The following is a 21150-nucleotide window of genomic DNA, read 5'->3' on the forward strand; positions in this document are numbered from 1 at the left end:
TTACACATTCCGGTTGTCGTTTAGCGTCAGACTCTGCTTAAGCGCGCTCCAGCGCACCTCGTCCTCTTCGGTGAATGCCCTGAGTGCCGAGAGGGTAAAAATCATCAATACCGGTTTGCCCGGCGTCTGCACGGCCAGCTGTTTTTGCCACAGGCGCTGCCCGTTACGGTCAAAGGTGGTTTCAACTTCCAGCCCGTTAATTTTTCCGTCAGGCCCGGCTTTTACCTTCCGGAATTCGCTCTGGGCAATTTCGCCCATCTGAGGACGCAGCACATCCCACTGGCGGTGGAACTCTTGTTCATAGTCGCTGCCATCGGGGATAACGCCGCGGCTGACCACCACGGACAGCCCGCTTTCGTCATCGCGAATAATGTTCATGCTGTTATCCTGCCAGGCAGCAGGAAAAAGGGAAAACGAACCTTCCTGGAGGGTGTATTTCATAAGTGAACTCGGGATGATTAATATTGTGAGAAACAAAAAGGGCAATCCATGCTGGCCCTCTGGCTGGCTGTTTTATTATTTACGCCATTGACCTGACTGTTCGACTAAAACATGGCTGCCTTTGCTAACAGCCAATTTCGCAGGTGCATACGTCACGGTGTAAACGGTCTCGCCATTCTTGTACGTTGAGCCGATTATTTTACCTGCGAAGTCGTGCAACGTTTTTCCCCTTAAGGAGATCGTACTGTTATCGCTTTTACGCACGCCGAGATAAGCCATCTGGTCACATTCGCTATCAAAATGACCGCACGTATTTATCAGCGAAATAGAGAACGTTTCGGTGTCGAGATTTCTGGTTTCAGCGCTATGAACCGAAGCGGCTTTACGTAACGTATAACGCAGCGGAGCATAATAATTTCCTTTATGAGGAGGAGTAACTAAGCGCCATTCCATTTCACTCCCCTTTATTTCCAGAACAGCCCGTCCGCCTACGTCGCCAAACAATGAGTTGAACTCAACGTTGGCACGATTGCCTGCGATCGTACCGCTAAGATTACGCTCATCATCTTCCGGGCAATCTATGCGATTTCCTCTCTGGGTGATATAGCAATAAGTCCCGGTGATATGGTTGCCTGATTCAGCTAACCGCAGGGTTAACGTTGAGTCGTTCTCGTATTCGCCAGCCCATTCTCCGTCAAACGCGAGGCCTGATTGGCTGTTCGTTGCAAAATGCATCGCATTGAATCTGGCGGCCCATTGCTGAATATCGGCATGAATAACCGGGCTATTATCAGAAGACTGGTAATGAATAACGTCCGACTCCGGAACCACCCAGGCCGCAAAGATTTTGCCGTCAGGATTGATGACCAGCGCTGACGCATTCTCCTGGTAGAGATCCTTTAGCCAGCCTTCGACAAACAATCCTCCACCTGTGGTGGTATGCGGTTCACCGAAGACATCAAAGTTATCAATAAAGGTCTGGTAATGATTTCCCAGCGTCTTCCTGAGATTGTCTTTCACTTCGCTATCGTTAACGATGCGACTTACCGTATCAAGCTTATTGTATTGCGATAATTCAAGCGCTGTTGACGTTTCAACGACGCCTGTCAATAAAGCGGTGAACAATACGACTGCAAGATATTTTTTGGTCATAAGTCACTCTGAAGAACCATTATCGTAATTCATTGTTATTTTTACAACCTTACTGTCCTTAACCTCAAAAGAGAGTAATTTCTTACCCAATTCATACGAAACCCACTGCTCCCCGGAGTCATTTTCGACATGGCCACCACCATAAGCTTTATCAAGTTCATTTATTGTTGAACCAATATGGATCCCGCGAACTGTTTTGCCATCCGGAGTAGTTAGCGTTATCTGCGCCACAATATAATCGTCAACACTTCGCTCGGTTTTATCCCACCAGAGATTGGAACTGAATATTTTTAAACCAGTCTTCTGATGCTGGTAGAATTTATAGTTCGTTCCGTCAAAAGGAACCTCACCGACAAAACTACCTTCCACAGAAACTGCAATTTTACGCGCAACCTCAGAAGTCCATCTATCGCCCAGTGCCACAATCTGGTCTTTTATCTGCAGAGAAAAATCCTCTTTAGCCAGAATGGGCGGCATAGTCTGAGCCACTACTTCATAACTGCTCAGAAAGGTAGACATGAGAGTAAAAAAAAGAGAGACAGAAAGGCGTTTTTTCACGTTAATCGTCATTTGCTGGATAAATATTATGCTACTCACCACTTTAAAAAGCGGTGAGTAATGAAATAAGCATTTTTAGTCAGCGCTAATTGCGACCCCACCCAAGCAGTCAGGTTTTTTTACCGTGAAACTGAAGCTTACCTTTTGTCCATTCATATCCTTTGGCGCTGTATAACTGGTCACTTCGTTCTCCGAACGGCCTCGTGGATAATCAGTTAACGTCAGTTGCGGATAATGTTTTTTAACAGTGTCGAGAGTGATGCACTGGCCGGACGGTGAAAAATTCAGTAACGGTGCCATACCGTCACTTTCTTTACTTAAACGTAAATCAATTGCAGTAATGTTCGTTCCATCCGCCAGTTTGATATCGTCGGCATTGTAGAAATTGATATATTCATTCTGTTTCGTTAGCCTGAATGACAACGGAGCGTTATCCAGACTGTTAACGGACAACGTTTTGAGTGATGCGCTCATTTTTGCAATGAACTGCCAAAGATCCTGTTTCTGCATGTTACCTCCTGCCATTCCCGTCGTTAATAAAGCCGCAAGCACCGCACCCGTTTTTAGACTATGGATAATTTTTATCATACCAACCGCCATAATAATCTTCGTAATATTGCCCCGTGGTGGACGTTTGTTCGCCTTTGCCAAAGATACGGCCTATCTGCGTACGCGCTTCACTTTCCTTTATAGCCCCACGTTCGAGAGAATCATAGATACGATTATATTGTGTCTGATTTACCGGATTGCCCGCAATACCAATATCCCCACCCTTGTTGGCTATGATTTCGCGTTGGACCCGGATATTGTTTAACGTTGCAGCGCCTTCATCACTGAGTGTGCTGTTGAGATAGGCGTCGCGCGAAGAAAAATCAATGTTGGGTTCATATAAAGCGTGACCACTTTCATGTGACAGAGACTGAACAACCGCATTCGGATTACCGAGCTCGTTTTTATCAACGGTAATAACTCGCTTTTGACGATTGGCAAACGTCCCCTTACCTGCTTCACCTTCTTCAAATGTCCAGCCTCGTTTCTTTAACGTAGCTATGTCATTTTTCATGGTCGGTGATTTATCGACAAGACTATCTACATCCTTGCCATATCCGCTTGAAGGCACACCTGATGATGGGGGTGTTGCAGTTTTAGAGGTTTCGGCAGGCGCGCTTGCAGCCGCACCTGCCTTATTCTCCTTTCCCGGCGTAAATTTCGCCTGCACCGCCGCATCAATATCCCCTTTATGCCCCGATCCTGGTGCCGTTGTGCCCGGCTTGGTGCCAGAGGTATTCAGATGCAGCTTACCGCCCGTGGTGATATACCCATCCCCTTCCACGAAGAAGTTAAACTCTTTGCCGATCAGGTTAATCTTGCCGTTGGCATTCAGCTCAATGGCGCTTTCACCTGAGACCAGCCGCAGCTTCGTCCCGGAAGCAATCACATACTGCTCCACCGCCGCATCCAGCTTGCCTTTCCCCGTCAGGATCTCGGTTCCACCTTTCACGGCCTGAGTCTGGTTCGCTTCCACGCGGTGCAGTTCATTTTTCTTCACGTAATGGCTGCGCGCCCCGCCGACGCTGTGCGTTTCATCGTTTTTAACGCTGGTGTCCATGTTGCGCTCGGCCTGGATCCACACCTGCTCTGCGCCCGCTTTATCCTCAAACCGCAGGGCGTTGGCATTGTCGACGGAACCGTCTTTCGTGCGGCTCATAAAGCCCATCTGCGTCGCGGCGGCAGGCAGCGCCCACGGCGGCATGCTCGCGTCGTTGTACACGCGACCGGTAATAATCGGACGGTCCGGATCGCCGTTGATAAAGTCCACCACCACCTCATCGCCGACGCGCGGGATCTGCACCCCGCCGTAGCCCTGGCCCGCCCACGCGCTCGACACGCGCACCCAGCAGGAGCTGGTGTCATCGCCCTTCGCCAGGCGGTCCCAGTGAAACTTCACCTTCACGCGGCCGTATTTGTCCGTCCAGATACTCTCGCCCTTCGGCCCCACCACTTTCGCGGTCTGCGGGCCGTAGGTGCGCGGCCACGCCGTGGTCTGCGCCGGACGGTACACCACCGCCGACGGGATGACCGTAAAATCGGTGCGGTGAATGGTTTCACCCTCGCCGCTGGCGTAGCGGTTCTCTTCGAAGTGATAACCCGCCGCCGTCACCAGATACTCGCCGTTGTCGCTGAAGAACGGCGCGTTGGTTAAGGTGAAGGTGTGCCCGGGCGCAATCCCCGCCGCCGTGGCGGTGGCCTGAATCTGCTGATGCTCCACCTGCCAGCGTTCCTGACGAATACGGGCATAAAACTCCCCGTGGCCTTTGTCCACAAAGCGACCCGGCCAGTCGTACACGTCGATGCTGCCCGGCTTCGGCGACGCCGGGTTCTGCTGGGCCTGGAACAGCCACGCGTTCGGCTTGCGGAAGTCATAGTCGTCGAGGCTGTAAATCCCCGGCGTCACGCTATCCTCCAGCGCCCACTGGCTGATGCCCTCTTCGTCCGTACTGCCGCCGGACGGCGTCTGGTGGTAAGGAATGACCTCATAGCCGCTGAACGGCTGATGCTGCGTGGCGGCGTCGGTGAGCACCAGGGTGTGTTTGTCCGCCTCGTGGCTGAAGTGATAGGCAATCCCCTCCAGCTCCATCAGGCGGCTGATGAAGTCCAGGCTCGACTCCTGATACTGCACGCAGTAGTCCCACACCCGGTAGCTGCCGGTGAGTTTATCCTCAACGTTAACCTGATGCTCGCCCAGCAGGGTTTTCACAATCTGCGGCACCGTCTGCCCCTGGAAGATACGCAGGTTACGGTCGCGCTTCATCGGCCACAGGTCCGGCTCAACCGTCAGCTGGTACACCGCATAGCGGGTGCCCGTCAGCTCGACGGCGCTGACCGCCACGCGGGTAATTTTGCCGTTAACATAGCGGGACGTCAGCAGGTTCTGCGTCGGGATGGTCACCGTGACCGGCTGGCCCAGCAGCTTGCTGCGATCGATGCGCGCGTCCGTGCCGAGCACGGTCAGCGTCAGCGCGAACGACTCGGACATCGCCTCGCGGCCCGTCAGTTTCCAGAACAGAAGCCCCTCCACCGGGAGCTGAACGGTAATTCGGTTGAGCATAATCTTTATTCCATCTAGCTTATGCGATTCAGAAAAGAGGTTCGCATCTGTGACTGAGCGTAATTCTAAGGGTTCACCAGCCAGGTGCCCGGCTTGGTGATATCCAGCGTCTGGCCACGCGTTCTTCCGTTGCCCTGGAGTTCAATCTTCACCTCACCGGCCGGCAGCTTGAGCGATGCATAGCCGTTGGTCGCCGGACGCAGCGCTTTTGGCTCGCCGTTCACTTTCAGCGTTTCGCCGTCGAGGATGCGGATATAGACCAGCGCAACAGGGCTCTCCACAGGCGGCGGAGTCTGCTGGGCCGTCGCCTGCTCGTTAACCTTCGCCGTTTCCGGCTTCACGTCCGGCGCGTGTGCGGCGGTTTCAGTCGAACGCGTCTCTGCCGGTGCCTGTGCAGCCTGCTCGGGAGCATCGTTACCGCCGCTGAACAGCATCGCCCCGGCGACAATACCCACCAGCACGCCTGCGGCAACCATGCCAGGGATCTTGTAGCGGCGCCAGTCGAGCAGCGAAGCCGGTTTTTCGTCTTCGACCGGAACCAGCATCGTGCCGGGCTTTTTCGCCGTCAGCACGTCGTTGATCCCTGCGACCGGCATCTCTATCAGCGCGGCGAACTCGTCGATTGACTGCGGACGGTCCTCCATGTGCAGCGCCAGCGCGCGGTCGATGGCCTGCAGCAGCGGAATGGAATAGCCCTGCGGCATAATTTCCACCAGCGGTTTGCAGGTATCCTGAATCGAGCGCACCACGCTGACCGGCGGCGGAGAACCCACAATCAGGGTACGCAGCACCGCGCCGAGGGCGTAAATATCCGTCCACGGGCCCTGCTCGCTTTCGTTGTCGTCGGTGTACTGCTCGATCGGCGCAAAGCCCGGGCGCAGCATGGTTTCCGTTTCATCGGAAAGGTTACCGATGGTGCGGCGCGCGGAGCCGAAATCAAGCAGCACCGGCAGGCCGTTATCCTGGATCTGAATGTTATCCAGCGAGATGTCGCGGTGCAGATAGCCTTCGTTGTGGATGGTCTTGATCGCACCGAACAGCATCGGCAGCGTGCGGCGGATCCAGGCCTCGTTGATCAGCTCCGGCTTTTCCTCGCGCAGGCGCGAAAGCGTGGTCCCGCTGTAAAACAGCGTCCCCATGTAGGCCGTGTCGTTTTGCACCCAGAAACGCAGGACGTGCAGCAGGTTCGGGTGGTTAAAGCGCGCCAGCAGACGCGCCTCCTGAATAAAGCTGTTCAGGCCTGCGGAAAACGCTTTGCCAAAACGCTCGCTGCGCAGCACAAGGGTCATGTCGTCGCCGCGCACGGCGAGCGAGGAAGGCATAAATTCTTTGATAGCGATAGTGCGTTCGAGCTGGTGATCCCACGCGCGATAGACGATGCCAAAACCGCCGCCGCCGATCACCTCTTTGATTTCAAACTCGTTGAAGCGGTACCCGACTGGGAGCGCGTTTGGGACAGTCCGATTGTTATCATTATCCGTCATCTTTTACAGTTCTCTTGATGATTATTACGCGGCAAACTGACAGTGAAACTCGCCCTGCTCGCAGGTGACGTGCAGACGTCGGTACTGCTCGTCGCTGCGGCTGGCGGTAAGTAAGATCTGGCTCATCTGAGGCAGCAAGGTGTTGGTCAGAATAGCATCCACCATGCGACCGCCGGACTCCACCTCGGTACAGCGCTGAACAATCTGTTCCACTACGCTGTCGTCAAATTCAGAAATAATGCTGTGATTCTCTTCCAGACGACGCTGAATGCGCTTGAGCTGCAGGCGAACAATCTGCCCCAGCATCTCGTCGCTGAGCGGGTAGTACGGCACCACCAGCAGGCGGCCCAGCAGCGCCGGTGGGAAGACCTCCAGCAGCGGCTGGCGCAGGGCGCCGCTTAACGCATCAGGCTCCGGCATCAGCTCCGGATCGGCGCACATGGCGCTAATCAGGTCGGTGCCGACGTTGGAGGTCAGAATAATGATGGTGTTCCGGAAATCGATGTGGCGCCCCTCGCCGTCTTCCATCCAGCCTTTATCAAAGACCTGGAAGAAGATCTCGTGGACGTCCGGGTGCGCTTTTTCAATTTCGTCCAGCAGCACCACGCTGTACGGGCGGCGGCGCACGGCCTCGGTCAACACGCCGCCTTCACCATACCCTACGTACCCCGGAGGCGCACCTTTTAAGGTGGAAACGGTGTGCGCTTCCTGGAACTCACTCATGTTGATGGTGATAACGTTCTGCTCGCCGCCGTACAGGGATTCCGCGAGCGCCAGCGCGGTTTCTGTTTTACCGACCCCGGACGGGCCGCACAGCATAAAGACGCCCACCGGTTTGTTGGGATCGTCCAGCTTCGCCCGCGAGGTTTTCACGCGGCGGGCAATGAGATCCAGACCGTGACGCTGGCCGATAACGCGCTGGTTCAGCGTGTCGGCGAGGTTGAGTACCGCGTCGATCTCGTTTTTCACCATCCGGCCCAGCGGGATCCCGGTCCAGTCAGAGACCACCGCGGCAACCACGTTTTCATCCACAGCCGCAAACAGCAGCGGCTCATCGCCCTGCAGGGCGTTCAGCGCCTGCTGCTGTTCCGCCAGCTGGCCGCGCAGCTCGGCGCTATCGTCATCGCCCGCCGCGAACAGCGCCGCGCGCAGGCGGATAATCTCCTGCACCAGGCTGCGCTCTTCTTCCCAGCGCTGGGCCAGGGCTTCGCGTTTTGTCTCATACGCGTCGCGTTCGGCGAGTAAAGCGGTTACGCGATCGGCGTCACCGGCTCCCACGCGCGCTTCGCGTTCAGCAATCTCAATTTCCACGTCCAGCGCGGCAAGGTGGCGCAGGCAGTCTTCCAGCTGCGCAGGGGGCGCGCTCTGGCTGACCGCGACGCGGGCGCAGGCGGTGTCGAGCAGCGCAACGGCTTTATCCGGCAGCTGACGCGCCGGGATGTAACGATGCGACAGCTTCACCGCCGCGCTGACCGCTTCGTCGAGCAGCAGCACCTTGTGGTGCGTCTCCAGCGGCGACACGGTGCTGCGCAGCATCAGAATGGCTTTCGCTTCGTCCGGCTCGTGGACCTGCACCGTCTGGAAACGACGGGTCAGCGCCGGGTCTTTCTCGATGTATTTTTTGTATTCCGCCCAGGTAGTAGCGCCGATGGTGCGCAGCTGTCCGCGCGCCAGGGCAGGCTTCAGCAGGTTCGCCGCATCGCCGGTTCCCTGCTGGCCGCCTGCGCCAATCAGGGTGTGGATCTCATCGATAAACAGAATGATCGGCGTGGCGCTGGACTGGACTTCATTAATGAGCGCCTGCAGCCGGGCCTCGAACTCGCCTTTCATGCCTGCCCCAGCCTGCAGCATGCCGATATCCAGCAGCCACAGCTGAATATTTTGCAGCGGCTCCGGAACGTCGCCGTCGGCGATACGCAGCGCCAGCCCTTCCACCACCGCCGTTTTCCCGACCCCGGCTTCTCCGGTCAGCAGCGGGTTGTTCTGGCGGCGACGCATCAGGATATCCACCATCTGGCGGATCTCCTCGTCGCGCCCGACAACCGGGTCAATCTTCCCTTCGCGGGCGCGGGCGGTCAGGTCCTGGCCGTACTGGGCCAGCGTCCCCTGCGCCGCCGGTACCGTACCCGCCGGTGCGTCTGCGGCGGCAGCGGCCTGCTGCGTCTCTTTGCTGTTGGCGCAAATCGCGTCGAACTGCTCAATCAGCACCTCGACGTTCAGGCGGGTGAACTGCGACGAGATGCTTTTCAGCACGTTGGCCAGATTCCAGGTTTTCAGCATGCCGATCAGCAAATGACCGCCGCGAATACGGCTGACGCCAAACTTCAGCGAGCCGAACACCCAGGCGCGCTCCACGGCGCTGTCGATATGCTCGGAGAGATCGGAAACGGAACTGGCGCCACGCGGAAGGACATCCAGCGCGGCCACGATATCGCGGGTCAGCTGCTGTTCATCGAGGGCAAAGTGGCGGATGACCTGCTGCAGATCGCCATCCTGCTGCTGCATCAGCTGATGCAGCCAGTGCACCAGCTCAACGTACGGGTTGCCGCGCAGCTTGCAGAACGCAGTGGCGCTTTCCAGAGAGGTAAATAACAGCGTATCCAGTTTGCCGAAAAGCACGGCACGGCTAATTTCTGACATGTTAGTTTCCATTAACAATGATTCGGTATACGGAAGGATTACCGCTCTGCGCGATACACCAGATCGCCACGCGGGACAGGCTGCGGCTGAAGGCCCAGCCAGGTGTTATAGCCTAATCGCCCATTGCTGCCGAGCGTGGTGCCCTGCACCGCGTCTTCACGCAGGATCACCCGCGTTTCCCATTCAAACTCCACCCCGGCGTACTGACGCACCCAGTCGCGCAGCTCGGTGACCCACGCTTCACCCGGCAGAAAACGGTTGTACTCCTCCGCGCTCAGCGGGCCAATTTCGATGCGAAACTTGTGCTGCACGTCGCGGACGGCAACGCCGAGAAAGGCGGATTCCCCCATGCGCGGCATGCGGCGTCCTGCTCCCAGCTGCGCCTGCTCGCGCGTGGAGAGCGGCATCCACTGCGGCACGTTGCTCACCAGCTTAACCGGCGCGTTAAAATAGCTGCGCAGGATCTTCTCCAGCCCCTCCGGATCCCGCCCGTGACGGGTCAGGTGCCCGGCGTGGGTAAAGCGGGCATGCGAGCTCAGGCTGCCTTTGTTCATCTGCCCCGGCTGGCCCATGCCAATCAGCGACGCCAGGTAGCCCTCAAAGCGCTTGTTATCAGCGCGATCGAGGGAGACGGTGGGCTGCGCATCCGCCCAGGCGCGGTAAAACAGCAGCGCCAGGCGATGATGGAACAGGTCGGCAAACGCGCTGAGGCTGGTGTCCTGATGATGATAAATTCGCTCGCGGGCGTATTCGGTCATATGGACCGGCAGCGGGCCGTTCGGGCCAAACAGGCCGAAACTGAGGATAGACACCTCGTGCAGCCCGCTTTCCTCCCGCTGGCGGACCTGAGCCAGCGTCGACGGCGCAAAACTCATCGACGGCTGCTGGCCGATGCGCAGCGGCTCAAATTTCGGCAGCGGCGCGCGTCCCAGCGGGTAGCGTTCGCCGCCCTGGGCATCAATGCGCCTTAACAGCTGAAACAGGTCGTAGCGCCAGGGCGTCTCGCGAACCCCTTGCCAGAACGCGTCCGGCAGCCGGGTCAGGCGATGCACGCGCAGCGGTGCAGTGGCAGCGTCACTCATATCAGCGCCCTTTTACCCATGCGCGGCGCCCAGTAGCCAATATCGCCGCGCTGCTGACTTTTCAGGGTGAACTCCGTAAAGCTGTTGATGGACACCAGGCGGGCAAAGAGACGTTCCATCACGCTGCCAAAAAGCCACGGACTGGCGCCGGAAAAGGCACGCTCATCGACCGTCAGGGTGATGCCGATCCCGCGGGCGAAAACGACCGGGCCGGGTTCAGGCACGCGGCGGTGAACCGGCTCCAGCACGCAGTGGCGTACCCCTTCCACTTGACGCGCAACGGGCGTTTCTGCCAGGTTGGCGTACAGCCCTAACAGCTGGCGCAGCGCGGCCGCGCCGTCTTCGTTTTCGCTGTCCATCAGGCTGAGGTAGTTCATCTGCAGCTGGCTGATGAGCCGCCAGGTGCTGAACCCTTCCGCCAGCGCCGGGCGCGGCGGCGTTGGGCCTTTGCGCAGGGTGAGGGATTTCACCGGCATGGAGTCGGCCATAATGAACTGCCCGAGCTCCTGCTGCAGCATCAGCGGCAGATCGCGGCTGGTGCAGAGCACCTCGGCAGAGATATAGCGCAGGTTGTCCTGCCACGGCGCGTGCTGTTCATCCACCAGCGAAACAAACACCTCCGAGCCGATATAGCCGGTGCGCGCACCGTAGCGCAGGGCGTGCTCGGACAGCACGCGCTGTTCGCGGCGCAGGGAAAAATAGGCCCCGTAGTTGCCCGCATCGCCGCTCCAGGTGCTCCAGAATGGACGAAACGTCTGGTCATCGCGCTGGCCGTCCGCGCTGCCATAGATTTTTTTGACCGCGTAAATTTCATAATCCAGCGGACGAATGTTATCCACCACCAGATGGTATTCATGCTGGCCTTCATTCAGCTTCTGACGCGCCGCGACCTTTGGGAACAGGTTGATGACCGGGGTACAGTGCAGCGCCAGATGGCTGGCATCAACCACGCGCTCCAGCTGTTCATCCGACTTATCCAGCAGAATGAAGATGTCGAAGGCTTTTTCGCCTTCACAGCGCTCGATAAGCTTGCCCAGACCGCTCAGGCTAATGAAGCGGAAACGGGCCGGAAACGCGAAATACTCCTGCAGCAGGCGATAGCCGTCAAAGTTGCGCAGATCGTCCGGAAGCAGGGCCTGGTCAGGCTCAAAGCCCTCCTGGCGCAGCGCGTCCGAGGCCAGCAGCTGTCGCTGCGGCTGCGGGCTGACCGTCTGGCAGACGATCCCGGCGTGATGCTCCATCACCAGCTCCAGCAGCTTCAGCGCTTCAATATCCGGACCGCCGAGGAAAAATTCCAGACGGTCGAAATCCAGGTGCCCGAGGTTTTGCGGGCCGTCGCAGGCGATGCGGATCCGTAAGGCGCTGCCGATCCCCCGCTGGCTCAGCCCCAGCTGCGCGAGCGGCAGATCGGCGGGCACGCCGCCCAGCTCGACCTTGTCGATTTTCAGCGGCAGCAGGTTGACCTCGTGCGCCGTGGTATAGCTGCAGGTCACGCCGGTTTTTTTCAGCGCCAGGCTGTCCATCATGGTACCGCGCGGCACAATGAAGCCCTTGCTCAGGTCGCCCCGGCTGCTGTCGGGCTCAATCTCCGCAATCGCCATCGACGGCGTGGGCGCGAGATAGTTAGGGGCAATCATCTCCAGCAGACGCTGGGAGAAGCGCGGAAACTCCGCGTCCATTTTCATCTGCACGCGGGATGTCAGGAAGGCGAAGCCCTCCATCAGACGTTCGGTATACGGGTCCGCCACTTCGATGCCGCGCATGCCCAGCCGTCCGGCGACCTTAGGATAGCGTTCGGCAAACTCGGCCCCCATTTCGCGCAGGTAGGCCAGCTCGCGGTTGTAATATTCGAGCAGTTTACTTTCCATGATTACCCCGCATCTTTCAGTTCAAAATGGCCGTTTTCCAGATCGACATCGGTACGAAACAGAAACTCCAGCGGGTATGGAACACACCACAGACGCCCTTTGATCTCGATGGAGAGCACGTTGTGCAGATCCAGCGAGGAGGTATCCGACACGCAGCGGACCTGCAGCCCCTGCGGCAAAATGCGCGGCTCAAAATTGATGATGGCCTCGGTGAGCTTGCGCTGAATATCTTGCCATTCGATATCCGACATTCTTTTCCCGGCCAGCGGCGCGACGCCGAAGTTGACCACCGAGCGCTTCACGTGCGGCAAGGCGCTCAAATCGCCGGAGGCATCGTGGTTGATGGTGTTAAACAGCCACTGCAGATCGCGCAGGACGTTGCGGCGCAGGGCGGCGTGGGTGATCAGATTGCTGTTGGCCGACTCGCGCTTTTTTTCCGGCTCATTATCGGTAAGACGATCCAGCAGCGAGGGCTGCATTTTGTCACGCGCCCCCACCTTCTCCTGCCTGCTGCGGGCTTGCCAGCCGCTGCGCAGCAGATCGCCTTCGCCAGCGGGATTACTCATCGGCTCCATCCGTCGCAAACGTCACGAGGCTTAAGGACAGCAGCGGGTATTCGCTTTGCTCGCTCAGCCAGGCCTTCTGGCCCCTGCCTTCGTAAAGGATGCCGTCTTCGTCGAGCGGCTGCCAATCGGTGGTGCGGCCCAGCCTGACCGCATCGGTGGCATCGGCAGCAAACGGGTAACGCGCCGGGATCTGACACACCTGCTCCGTACCGTCGGTCAGGCGCACCAGCGCGTGACGCCAGACCAGATCGGTCACGCTGGCGGGCGCCTGGAAACGGATCTCCGCGATGGCGCTGAACGGCAGCCAGAAATAACGGCCGTTCACGATGGTTTCGCAGACCGGGCCGAGACGGGCATCGCCGTCCATCAGCCAGTCAAACGCCTGCGTCTCCTCGTTTTCGAGGATAATCTGGCCGGGGATGGCTTCAGCCCGATCGAGGCCGTCAAGACGCAGCGCCCGGGCGCGCTCGCCCTCCTCGCTCAGCGCCGCGGCCAGGGTCGTCAGCCACGGCCACTGGGTTTCCGGCATGGCCGGACGCGCCTGTCCCGCCATCACCTGCGCGCGCTGCAGCTCGCCCTGAATGGATTGCTCCAGCAGCGTGACGGTGGGTTTCGCCTGAGGCTTCAGCGCCAGCCAGCTTTTCAGCTGGGTCAGCGCGCGCGTCCAGTTGCCGCTGAGGGTTAAAAACTGCACGAACGCGGCGCGGAGATCGGCATCCGCCGGACGGGCTTTGATTTCAGCTTCAAGGCGCGCCAGCGCATCGCTGATCGACTCGCCCGCCAGGTGTTGATAGAGCGTATTCATAGCCATTCCTTAATTCGCCGCGCGCCATGCGCCAACGGCCGGGTCGCGCAGCTGAGGACGCAGGGTGTCAATCAGGACGATATTCAGCGGAGTGCCGGGTGCGACCCAGGCGCTCCAGGTTTTTTTCACCGCCGCAATACGCGCCTGCAGTTTTGCATCATCGCTGGCGATTTCACGGGAAATCTCCACCGCTACGGTGCCGTTGCTTTTCCAGCTGTTCAGGGCGCTATCGTAAGGCAGGATCATCCAGCTCTGGTCGCTGTTTGGGGTGCTGAACACCATGCGCTCTTTGTTGACGGAGGTGATCAGCGCGTTTTCAGGATCGGCGCTTTGATTCAGACCCGTCACCGGGAAGCCGTGGATGTAGGTCACCGCCATCTCTTTGTGTCCGCCGTTGCGGGACTGCGAAACCACGGTGTGACCACTCAGCCAGCTGCCGTTACCGCAGCGGGTGGTGTCAGAATCCGGAATAAAGAGCGCCGGAGCGGAAGCGCCCCCTTCCCAGAAGGTGCGCAGGTGGCAGCCGTCCTGCAGGGTGAATTCCTGCCACGGCGTGCGGTCAGCCGCGGCGGTGCGGGAAGCCACGTTCTGGTCCGGCGGCAGCAGCGCGCCGCTGGTTGGGGTTGCGGTGACGGTCGCAGCAGGCGCGGCCTGGTCCTGTTTCACCACCAGCGCCCAGTCCTGCGCTTTGCCTGCCGTACCCTGCGCCAGCGTGGTACCCGCCGGATCGTTTAGCGTCCAGCTAAGCTTATTCACTTTGCTGCACTGGTGTTCCAGCAGGGAGCCAAGGCGCGGCACAAAGTTCTCCAGCACGGAGACGTCCTTCTTGCCGTTCGCCACAATGCGCAGCGCCACCTCAGGCTTACACCAGCTCTGCGGCGTGTTGTCTTTAATGTTGTCGATCCAGATATCCAGCTTCTGCGCAGGAGACTGCACGATGCGGAAATTCTCAGCCTGCGCGGTGGAGGTGACCGCCAGAAGTGCCAAACCCGATAGCCAAAGTTTCATATCGTTCCTTGTGTGTCTAATCAGTTCCGCAGGGAAGAAATTGCGCTGCGTCAGAGAGGGTGTGCAGCAAAGTGGTGTCCTGAGGGTTGCCCATCCATACCGCCAGGGCAGTATAGTTATCCTGAGCATTCCCCTCCTGTTCGCCATTCTTTTGAATGATTTGGTTCATTAAGGTCAGCCACTCCTGCGGCGTATTGACCATATGCAGCGACTGCTTCATTTGCTCTTCGCTAACGCCGTGCCAGAACCCGTCGGTGCAGAGTAAGAATGCATCGCCGTCTTCAACCTGCACCACGTCGCTGTAGCTCGCTTCCGGCCCGCCGTTTTCAATTCCCAGCGCCAGATAGAGCAGGTTGCTGTTCAGGTTGTCGGTCTGGTGCCCGGCGTCTTTCATCTGCTGCACCAGGCTGTGGTCGGTGGTCACATGCCACAGCCATCCCCGGCGAAACAGGTACAGGCGGCTGTCTCCGGCGTGCGCCCAGTAGGCCAGGCCGTAATCACGGTCAATGAACAGGCTGACCAGCGTCGTGCCCATCCGGCGATAGTCCTGAACGGCCTGCTGTTCGCTGAGGATGGTGCGGTTAGCCGTCTGCACGTAGTCGCGGATATGCTGCGCATTAAGATGTTTGTCGCCATCGAAGCGGGAGATAATGCTGTTGCGGGCCAGCTCTGCAGCCACCTCACCGCCCGGCAGGCCCGCGATGCCGTCGCAGACGACAAAGCAGGCTGAACGTTCCCCTATGGTTTCTCCCGTCTGATCCTGGTTGCTGGCGCGCGTCCCCTGGCGGGAGAGAGAAGCCGTTGCGATATTCATTTGTCTTCCGATCCGCTCTGTGAGTCTTTGTACTGATTCACCTCCATGTCGTACGCATGAAGGAAGGCCTCGCCGAACAGGGTGTGGAAATCATCCTCAATCTCGCCAGCCGTTTCGCCATAGCTGCGCACAAAATAGTCCCACAGGGCGGCTTTGCGGCTGCCCGGCAGCGCCAGACGCGAGGTCATCCCGTTCTGCTTCGCCTGCTCTTCCAGCTGTTCCGGGTTAAAGGACTGCAGCATCGCGGCAATGATGGCGCGGATACCGGAGATCATGCCCAGCTGGTGCGCCTGCAGGTCGATCAGCGCGTCGCGCACGGATTTGGTCGGCGGCATAAAGCCCGGCATCGGGGTGCCGAACATCTGGATCAGCACGGTTTTGCCGGTCGGCAACAGCTTGAACGGGTTGTTGGCATCGTCCAGCACCATGGTCATATCGGCCTTCACGCCGCGCTTGAGGATGGAGCGCGAGGAGAGCAGCGCCACGGTCCCCTGAGAGAACATGCCGAGGATCTGCCCGAGCTGACGCATATTTTCACGATCAAACTGCGGGACGGGCTGCATTTCGCTCAGGCCCATGCCTTCCAGCAGCGCCTCCAGCAGCTCGCCCTGCAGCACTTCGCCCTTCTCACCGCTGTTCGCCGTGGCGGTTGGGGCGGCGGCGTTATTGACCGGGTCAATGCGCAGACGGCCCTTCGGTGCCTGAGAGCTGCTGCGCGCCACGGCCTGCGGCGTTGGCATAGTGAAGCCTGCGTAATCCGGCCGCGCGGGCTCTTCTTCAGCACGCGGTTCTTCCTGCGGCTCAGGGGCGAACAGCGGAGAATCGGCCAGCACGTCCTCTTCCTGCTCGGGTTCCGGCACTGGCGCAGGCTTTTCGGCAATAATGTCATCCGGATGGGTCAATGGCGCGCCGCCCATCAGTCCGAGCGGGTCGTCATTACGCGCGGCTGGCGCGCTGGCCTTACCGCCAAACAGGGCCAGCGGATCGAGCTCATCCGTCGCCTCGTCTTCTGGCTTCACGGGGCTATTCTCGCCCGGCGGCACTAGCGTTGACGGGGTGACGTCGTCAAAAATACTCTCTTTTTTGAACAACGCTTCGTCGCTGAACAGCGTGTCCGGGTCGACATTCTTACGCTCGAGCTTTGGATCGCTGTCGTTAAACATCGCCAGCGGATCTTCCGCGTTACGCTCCGGGGCCGCAGGCTGGGAGAACGGATCGTGCGATGGAGCAGGCTGCGGTTTTGTACGATTGCTGGAGATGCTGTCAGAGATGGAGAACTCCTGCATCAGGCTATCCCAGATCTCCGTTGGCACGGCGGTTGGCTCGGCCTTCCCGCGCGGTGCGGCACTCGCCGGCTTCGGTTGTGCAGCGGGCGCGGGTGCGGCTGCCGGACGCGCCTGCTGATGCATACTGGCCGCCATACGGCTTACGGGTTGCGTATCGTGGATCAGTTCGGTCACTTCGATGCGGTAGTCATCAATACCGAGAATGTCGCCATCCTGCAGCTCAACCTGACGCCCTCGCTCCAGCGGAATGTCATTTAATACCACGCGGGTGACGCTGCCACGGTTGGTCACGCGGCATTCGCCCTGAGCGTCAACGTGAACAATGGCCTGCAGACGAGAGATGGTGCGGTCATTGTCCGGCAACACCAGATTGTTATCCGTACCGCGCCCAATGGTGCCGCCCGGGGCGTAAAAATCACAGCTGCTTTGCGGCGGCTGATGACCGGGTTTCGTAGAAATAATCGTGAATCGCATGGCGTATTCCTGCTGGTATGATTAGCGCTCAAACGCTGCCGCTCTCGGGGCGAGAACGGCGGCGTTTGAGAAATTGAATATCAAAACTATTTAATGAAGGTGATAAAATATAATCCAACAATGAGCCATAGAGTGAATATTAACGCCTGTAACTTATAACGGCGATGTAATTTTAGCATCCAACCAATTCTTTCTTCAGGTAACGACTGTACATATTTATAAGCATCTTCCTGAACAAGCCTTTCACGCGTGAATTTCATTTCAACGCCTTTATAAAGGCGAACAAACCAGATTATTTTTTGATAATTGGCCAGCGAACCAAAAAAAGAAGCATAGTTGGTTACAAGATCCAGATCATATCCCTTGCGCCGATAGTCTGAAAGTAACCGATTATAATCAGCCTCGTGTTTTTTGAAATAACGAGAACTGAGCAGGTCCATCATCACAACAACCATAAACAAAACTATAACAAGAAACAAAAAAAAGTCATCCATATTTACCTTAACTAGCACCAGGCAGATAATATTACATATATCCGGAGCGTCAGCGCGAGCACTAGCCCAAAAAAAATATTTAAATCTCCAATGTATTATTAAATTTCATTAACGCCCGCCAGTATTAAAAGCAGTACAAACAAAGCCGTGGCAACTTTAACTTTTCTGTTATATGAATTAATCCAGGATAATTCGAAGCCAGATAAAACATTGTTGCAAGATTGAGGCTCAAGCCAACGTGATTCCGTCAACTTTATACTTTTGCCCTTCACAAGCCTTGATAAAATTGTAGTGCGAAAACCAAAACCCCAAAAACCAAGATTTTTCCAGGTTTGATAACCCTCTTCCTTGAGAAAATTCTTTTGAATTAGCAACTCATAGATTTTATCAACCTGACCGGAATGTTTCCGGTAATCAACATAGAACGTTAGCATAAGGATTATAAAAATGGCAAAAACACAGATAATAAAAGCAGAGTACATGTTATCAATAATCACGCTATTCTCCGCTAAATATTAAATTATCATTTGTTCTCCTACAAATCCTCACGTGAATTACCAAACAGTTGTCTTGCCTTGAAATCCAGCGTACCCGGTTGCTGTACCACACAGTAACCCGGAGCAACGTTTGACTGATTTGCCATGGAAAACTCCTTATGTCTAACGCATAAATAAAGGGTGAAATGCTATTTTAGGGCATTCAGCGGACGAATCGCATCGCTATTGGCGATTAAGCTGCACTTCAAAACCTGATAATGCCCCGGCTGAGTGCCACCCACTTTCTCTTTCAGTAGAGAAGCAATCACCTTGTCTGCTTTTTCAAAATTTTCAGCAGGCAAATTGCTAGCTTCGAGCCATGCGGCGGCACTAGCCTCGGCATCAGCTTTCAGGGCTTTGCTGTCCGCAATCTTACCGATACACCGGTTTTGCACCCAGTTTTCAAAGATTTGTTGCTGAGAAAAAGCGCTGATATCAGGCAGCGTTTGGGCATAAACAGCAGAGGCATTTAAAGCCAACGCGAGCAGCAGTAAACGTTTCATTTCATGCTCCAGAACGTTGCGTTGGTAGGTGCCCGGTAAACAGTAGTCATCAATGCCGATAATATCGGCATCCGCCCGGGCGTGAGCCGCGGCGTTTGGGGTTAACTCATTCTATTCGGTCTGCGTAAGCTTAAACTGGCCTGAAGGACCTTCTTGTAAGGTGAAACGGGCAGCATAGCGAATAGAATCGTTTTTCCCTGACACTTTCAGAGCAACATCATATTCTCCGGCTTGCCACGCAATCCCCTTCCACTGGTGACACTGTTGGGTCGTTAACGTCACCTCAGGGCTAAACGTTGACGGCGGCGATACCGCTTTCCATTCATTTCCCGCGCGTTTCATTATGGTGGGCGAATGGCTGGTGACAGGCGCGTCTAACCCGGAGTTAGCGGGAATAGCAAAGCAGGGTTCGTTGTCCTTTAGCGTAACCGAAAGCGACTTATATTGTGCAGGATGAGATACACAGGCACTCACCGTTAATGCGATTGCTACAACACTGAGTAACTGTTTCATAACCATACCCGCCGGTCTTTAGGATTTTGAATAAACAACGATAATACCTGCAGATATTTATCCTTCAGGTCGGGTCCGATAATTCCCTCAAAACCTGCAATGTTTCGGAAATCACCCAGACCGTAATTTATCAAATAATAAAAATCTGAAATGATAGAAGCCTGCTGCTCCATACCAAAGTCCGATAATTTTTTATCGGGGGGCAGAGAATAATTATAACTTGCTGCCCAACTGAATGCGCCTCGGGTTCGAACATTCATTCCAATCTGATGCTGCAATACATGCACCATTTCGTGAATAAACCAGTGTTTATATCGCGGAACCTCTATCGAGAAGTCATCCCGATAATGCGGCTCGCGAAAATAGAGCTCACCATTGGGAGTCATTGCGACATCTGTCGACTGCATATTAAACGGCAAATAGCTTTTATTATGGACTTTAACTTCTGAGTACTTTATTGCGTCACCAAAAACCGAGCGAGCCAGTGCTATTTCGCCAATGGTGAGAGGACGGGCGCCTCCTTCCTGCAAACTTGCCATGCTATCTTCCTTCCCGGTTGATAATGACCGGGGAAAACTCCCCGGCCAAATACGCAATTACGCTTCTTTGTTTTCTTTGATGTTCCAGCCAGCGCTGCTTTCAGCACCTTTACCACCAGACGTGGTCTGCTCCCAGTACTGCTGTTTCACTTTCGCAGCCTGGAATGCATAGGTCACACCAACGGTATCGCCGTTGTCTGCACCGGTGTACTGAACAGAGGTGACCAGCACATCTTCCAGCGTGATGCGGGAGTATTCCACCTGCTGGCCGCCGGCTTTACAGACGGACAGCTCAACTTTGGTCAGGTGTTTGCCGCTGGCGCAGTGTTTCAGGATAGCGGTGGTGGATTTGTCGATCAGCGCGTTAACGTGCAGGTCGTTGAAGTTAACTTTACCGGCACCGCCGCCACCGCCAACGCTCATATTACCTGGCTGGGAAGCGCCCCAGGAGAAGGAGGTAATATCAGTCCAGCCGGTGTGGTTAGAATCTTTAGATTCGCCCGTAACACCCTCGACCTTCAGAAACATATCAATAGCCATAATATCTACTCTTCGTGGATGAACAATATTGCTTTCGAAAAAGCACTTATATGGCAAACAGGAAAGCATGGGGCTGAATAAAACCGTCCATATTTTACCTCTGCCTCATATCAAATGACCCGTGTCATTTGACAGTCTTACATTCCCCCTGAATGAACGGAAAGAATGTGAAGTCTTTACTACTGCGGGTTATCCTCAATCCAGGTGCGATCAGGATTTCCGATAATTAATTGAGGTACCAGCTTGTTAAGTTCGTCACTATGATAAAGACGCAGGCAATTTAACGTAACGCCTTTTACATCGGGCTTTCGTTCGGCATGAAAGCCGTTAATGTGATCTTTGTATTTTCCAATGAGCGCATCCATTTTCTCAGTGCCATTTTCAGCATCAAAAGGAATCCACTCAATGAATGCACTCGCACTGCGGGCAGCATCAGCAGAAAAATGGCTGCCTTTATCTGCTACCTGCGCCAGGCAGCGCGCCAGAACAAAATCTTTTAAAACCTGCCGGTATGTTTGCTGCTGATAAAAATCAGGATAGTTATTTCCGGAATACACATAAAAAGTCATAAATACGAGGAAAAAACATAAACGTTTCACCTTATATCCTTTGCCATAAGACCCACAGCGCATCAGTCCGCGTAAAATACTAACTTTTCTCTTTCCATTTTTCTGCGACAACGTATATCCCTATCGCTAATGCATTAAGTCCAGTGCATAAGAATCCATGCATTGCGAT

At 56.1% G+C, this 21150-nt stretch carries 21 protein-coding genes; all 21 read right to left on the reverse strand.

The window, feature by feature from the left end:
• Positions 1 to 441, reverse strand: a complete 441-nt coding sequence (locus tag EnteroDNA1_RS04970; protein WP_033145782.1) for a DcrB-related protein — start codon at positions 439 to 441, stop codon at positions 1 to 3.
• 75 nt (positions 442 to 516) lie between these two features.
• On the reverse strand, positions 517 to 1593 hold the full coding sequence (locus tag EnteroDNA1_RS04975) for a hypothetical protein (RefSeq protein WP_069302969.1): 1077 nt from the start codon (positions 1591 to 1593) through the stop codon (positions 517 to 519).
• 3 nt (positions 1594 to 1596) lie between these two features.
• Entirely contained in the window at positions 1597 to 2151 is a 555-nt protein-coding gene (locus tag EnteroDNA1_RS04980; RefSeq protein WP_073000758.1) for a hypothetical protein, read from the reverse strand.
• Positions 2152 to 2226: 75 nt separating this feature from the next.
• Entirely contained in the window at positions 2227 to 2751 is a 525-nt protein-coding gene (locus EnteroDNA1_RS04985; protein ID WP_231113491.1) for a hypothetical protein, read from the reverse strand.
• Positions 2720 to 5260 carry a type VI secretion system Vgr family protein gene (locus tag EnteroDNA1_RS04990; protein ID WP_069302970.1) on the reverse strand — a complete coding sequence of 847 codons (2541 nt, stop codon included), beginning with the start codon at positions 5258 to 5260 and terminating at the stop codon, positions 2720 to 2722. Before EnteroDNA1_RS04990 ends, EnteroDNA1_RS04985 begins: the two co-directional genes overlap by 32 nt.
• Before the next feature lie 65 nt (positions 5261 to 5325).
• On the reverse strand, positions 5326 to 6744 hold the full coding sequence (locus EnteroDNA1_RS04995) for a serine/threonine protein kinase (RefSeq protein WP_069302971.1): 1419 nt from the start codon (positions 6742 to 6744) through the stop codon (positions 5326 to 5328).
• Positions 6745 to 6768: 24 nt separating this feature from the next.
• Entirely contained in the window at positions 6769 to 9384 is a 2616-nt protein-coding gene (tssH, locus tag EnteroDNA1_RS05000) for a type VI secretion system ATPase TssH (protein ID WP_069302972.1), read from the reverse strand.
• A gap of 38 nt (positions 9385 to 9422) precedes the next feature.
• The gene (gene tssG / locus EnteroDNA1_RS05005; RefSeq protein ID WP_047061051.1) at positions 9423 to 10466 is read right to left on the reverse strand and encodes a type VI secretion system baseplate subunit TssG; all 1044 of its coding nucleotides are present in this window, start codon (positions 10464 to 10466) and stop codon (positions 9423 to 9425) included.
• Positions 10463 to 12334: a type VI secretion system baseplate subunit TssF gene (gene tssF, locus EnteroDNA1_RS05010; protein WP_064672680.1), complete on the reverse strand. Its 1872-nt coding sequence runs from the start codon at positions 12332 to 12334 to the stop codon at positions 10463 to 10465. Before tssF ends, tssG begins: the two co-directional genes overlap by 4 nt.
• Before the next feature lie 2 nt (positions 12335 to 12336).
• Positions 12337 to 12900 (reverse strand): type VI secretion system baseplate subunit TssE, encoded by a 564-nt coding sequence (tssE, locus tag EnteroDNA1_RS05015; RefSeq protein WP_069302973.1) that lies wholly within the window; start codon positions 12898 to 12900, stop codon positions 12337 to 12339.
• Positions 12893 to 13705, reverse strand: coding sequence for a type VI secretion system accessory protein TagJ (locus EnteroDNA1_RS05020; RefSeq protein WP_069302974.1), 813 nt, complete (start codon positions 13703 to 13705; stop codon positions 12893 to 12895). The genes tssE and EnteroDNA1_RS05020 overlap by 8 nt, the downstream gene beginning before the upstream one ends.
• A 9-nt stretch (positions 13706 to 13714) precedes the next feature.
• Positions 13715 to 14713, reverse strand: coding sequence for a hypothetical protein (locus tag EnteroDNA1_RS05025; protein WP_069302975.1), 999 nt, complete (start codon positions 14711 to 14713; stop codon positions 13715 to 13717).
• A gap of 16 nt (positions 14714 to 14729) precedes the next feature.
• Positions 14730 to 15527 (reverse strand): PP2C family protein-serine/threonine phosphatase, encoded by a 798-nt coding sequence (locus EnteroDNA1_RS05030; protein ID WP_014884226.1) that lies wholly within the window; start codon positions 15525 to 15527, stop codon positions 14730 to 14732.
• Positions 15524 to 17287, reverse strand: a complete 1764-nt coding sequence (gene tagH, locus EnteroDNA1_RS05035) for a type VI secretion system-associated FHA domain protein TagH (protein ID WP_064672684.1) — start codon at positions 17285 to 17287, stop codon at positions 15524 to 15526. Before tagH ends, EnteroDNA1_RS05030 begins: the two co-directional genes overlap by 4 nt.
• A gap of 86 nt (positions 17288 to 17373) precedes the next feature.
• Positions 17374 to 17781 carry a hypothetical protein gene (locus EnteroDNA1_RS05040; protein WP_069302976.1) on the reverse strand — a complete coding sequence of 136 codons (408 nt, stop codon included), beginning with the start codon at positions 17779 to 17781 and terminating at the stop codon, positions 17374 to 17376.
• A gap of 98 nt (positions 17782 to 17879) precedes the next feature.
• Entirely contained in the window at positions 17880 to 18278 is a 399-nt protein-coding gene (locus tag EnteroDNA1_RS05045) for a hypothetical protein (RefSeq protein ID WP_064672686.1), read from the reverse strand.
• Positions 18279 to 18466: 188 nt separating this feature from the next.
• Positions 18467 to 18820: a T6SS amidase immunity protein Tai4 family protein gene (locus EnteroDNA1_RS05050; protein WP_064672687.1), complete on the reverse strand. Its 354-nt coding sequence runs from the start codon at positions 18818 to 18820 to the stop codon at positions 18467 to 18469.
• Positions 18821 to 18931: 111 nt separating this feature from the next.
• Positions 18932 to 19339, reverse strand: coding sequence for a putative T6SS immunity periplasmic lipoprotein (locus EnteroDNA1_RS05055; protein WP_064672688.1), 408 nt, complete (start codon positions 19337 to 19339; stop codon positions 18932 to 18934).
• Entirely contained in the window at positions 19330 to 19872 is a 543-nt protein-coding gene (locus EnteroDNA1_RS05060; RefSeq protein WP_021240381.1) for a hypothetical protein, read from the reverse strand. Before EnteroDNA1_RS05060 ends, EnteroDNA1_RS05055 begins: the two co-directional genes overlap by 10 nt.
• Before the next feature lie 57 nt (positions 19873 to 19929).
• Positions 19930 to 20412: an Hcp family type VI secretion system effector gene (locus tag EnteroDNA1_RS05065; protein WP_008502640.1), complete on the reverse strand. Its 483-nt coding sequence runs from the start codon at positions 20410 to 20412 to the stop codon at positions 19930 to 19932.
• A 179-nt stretch (positions 20413 to 20591) separates the two neighbouring features.
• Entirely contained in the window at positions 20592 to 21092 is a 501-nt protein-coding gene (locus tag EnteroDNA1_RS05070) for a T6SS amidase immunity protein Tai4 family protein (RefSeq protein ID WP_231113493.1), read from the reverse strand.
• Between the last annotated feature and the right edge of the window lie 58 nt (positions 21093 to 21150).

It is taken from the genome of Enterobacter sp. HK169 (genome assembly GCF_001719105.1).
In the GTDB taxonomy this organism is placed as follows: Bacteria; Pseudomonadota; Gammaproteobacteria; order Enterobacterales; family Enterobacteriaceae; genus Enterobacter; species Enterobacter asburiae_B.

Bases quoted from the DNA above. Each gene is read 5' to 3' on its own strand.
- EnteroDNA1_RS05065 (WP_008502640.1), bottom strand. From the start codon at position 20,412: ATGGCTATTGATATGTTTCTGAAGGTCGAGGGTGTTACGGGCGAATCT.
- tssH (WP_069302972.1), bottom strand. From the start codon at position 9,384: ATGTCAGAAATTAGCCGTGCCGTGCTTTTCGGCAAACTGGATACGCTG.
- tssG (WP_047061051.1), bottom strand. From the start codon at position 10,466: ATGAGTGACGCTGCCACTGCACCGCTGCGCGTGCATCGCCTGACCCGG.
- EnteroDNA1_RS05055 (WP_064672688.1), bottom strand. From the start codon at position 19,339: ATGGTTATGAAACAGTTACTCAGTGTTGTAGCAATCGCATTAACGGTG.
- EnteroDNA1_RS05060 (WP_021240381.1), bottom strand. From the start codon at position 19,872: ATGGCAAGTTTGCAGGAAGGAGGCGCCCGTCCTCTCACCATTGGCGAA.
- EnteroDNA1_RS05030 (WP_014884226.1), bottom strand. From the start codon at position 15,527: ATGAATATCGCAACGGCTTCTCTCTCCCGCCAGGGGACGCGCGCCAGC.
- EnteroDNA1_RS04985 (WP_231113491.1), bottom strand. From the start codon at position 2,751: ATGGCGGTTGGTATGATAAAAATTATCCATAGTCTAAAAACGGGTGCG.
- EnteroDNA1_RS05040 (WP_069302976.1), bottom strand. From the start codon at position 17,781: ATGGATGACTTTTTTTTGTTTCTTGTTATAGTTTTGTTTATGGTTGTT.
- EnteroDNA1_RS04995 (WP_069302971.1), bottom strand. From the start codon at position 6,744: ATGACGGATAATGATAACAATCGGACTGTCCCAAACGCGCTCCCAGTC.
- EnteroDNA1_RS05020 (WP_069302974.1), bottom strand. From the start codon at position 13,705: ATGAATACGCTCTATCAACACCTGGCGGGCGAGTCGATCAGCGATGCG.
- tagH (WP_064672684.1), bottom strand. From the start codon at position 17,287: ATGCGATTCACGATTATTTCTACGAAACCCGGTCATCAGCCGCCGCAA.
- EnteroDNA1_RS04975 (WP_069302969.1), bottom strand. From the start codon at position 1,593: ATGACCAAAAAATATCTTGCAGTCGTATTGTTCACCGCTTTATTGACA.
- EnteroDNA1_RS05050 (WP_064672687.1), bottom strand. From the start codon at position 18,820: ATGAAACGTTTACTGCTGCTCGCGTTGGCTTTAAATGCCTCTGCTGTT.
- tssE (WP_069302973.1), bottom strand. From the start codon at position 12,900: ATGAGTAATCCCGCTGGCGAAGGCGATCTGCTGCGCAGCGGCTGGCAA.
- EnteroDNA1_RS04970 (WP_033145782.1), bottom strand. From the start codon at position 441: ATGAAATACACCCTCCAGGAAGGTTCGTTTTCCCTTTTTCCTGCTGCC.
- EnteroDNA1_RS05025 (WP_069302975.1), bottom strand. From the start codon at position 14,713: ATGAAACTTTGGCTATCGGGTTTGGCACTTCTGGCGGTCACCTCCACC.
- tssF (WP_064672680.1), bottom strand. From the start codon at position 12,334: ATGGAAAGTAAACTGCTCGAATATTACAACCGCGAGCTGGCCTACCTG.
- EnteroDNA1_RS04990 (WP_069302970.1), bottom strand. From the start codon at position 5,260: ATGCTCAACCGAATTACCGTTCAGCTCCCGGTGGAGGGGCTTCTGTTC.